Origin of the sequence: Microcoleus sp. N9_B4, assembly GCF_036701635.1 — a bacterium.
GTDB lineage: Bacteria > Cyanobacteriota > Cyanobacteriia > Cyanobacteriales > Microcoleaceae > Microcoleus.
This window is the reverse complement of sequence record NZ_JAUBRC010000106.1, coordinates 1-1,096: the sequence shown is the minus strand read 5'-3', so window position 1 is coordinate 1,096 and position 1,096 is coordinate 1. Positions and strand designations below refer to the sequence as shown.

The 1,096-nt window shown below is 39.5% G+C and carries 1 pseudogene; it reads left to right on the top strand.

Going from position 1 to position 1,096, the window contains the following annotated elements:
• A pseudogene (locus QUA43_RS30595) lies at positions 1-1,096 on the top strand (PAS sensor protein); the annotation flags it as partial.

Below are 1,096 nucleotides of genomic sequence, written 5' to 3'. Positions count from 1 at the left end.
GCCGAATATTTAAACGGCAATTTTGAAGAATCAGAAGCTTTAATAGAAGTGGCATTTGCCCGGGCAAAATCTGAGCTAGAACAAGCCGAAGTTTACAACATTTTGATCGTGCAGTACACTCTGCTGAGTAAATATGAAGCAGCAGTTCAATCTGGATTAAAAGCGCTTCACTTGCTGGGCATAGACTTGGCTGAAGATAGTTTAAGTGAGGCGATTAATGCGGAAATGGCGACAGCTACAGCCTACTTGGATAACCAAGAAATTGCTTCATTAATTCATGCAGAAAAGATGAAAGATCCGGCTCAACTAATTGCCATGAAGTTATTGGGAAATATGGGGCCACTAACGTTCTTTTCATCTCAAGAACTGTGGAAGTTGACTGTGATTAAAGCGATTAATCTTTCTCTCAAGTACGGTTTTGTAGCGGGAGGCTCTTATTGCTATTCGTGTTATGGAATTATTCTGAATTCAATTTTAGGGGATTACCAATCGGCTTATGAGTTTGGCAGACTTGCTCTAACTCTCAGCGAAAATTCAAATAACTTGTCTCAAAATTGCCAAGATAGTGTGATTTTTGCCAATTACTTAAACTGCTGGGTGAGACCGCTCAAAACTACGGCGGAAATTAATAACGAAGGGTATAAAGTTGGCTTGCAATCTGGCAACTTGCAATGGACAGGTTATAACCGGATGTTTCAAACTATTACCTATTTCTTCCAGGGCATGAATTTGAATAACCTTTTGGAAGATATTGGCAAGTCGCTCCATTTTTGCGAGCAAACTAAAAACTTGTGGGCTATTGATATTATTATTGCTAATAAGATAGCCATTTTAAATTTGATGGGCGAAGAGGATGAAGTTAGCGAAGAACAGCATTTAGAGAATTTCCACAGTCGTAAAAGTATGGCGGCGCTGTGTGAGTTTTATGTTTTAAAAGCGCAGACTTTCTATCTTTACGAACAGTATAGTGAGGCACTAGAAGCCTCTGAACGCGCGGCAGAGCTGATCGATTATTTGATGGGTCATATTTCTAGTGCTCACCATTATTTTTACCGTTGTCTGATTTTAACGGCTCTGTATTCAGAGGTTTCTGAAT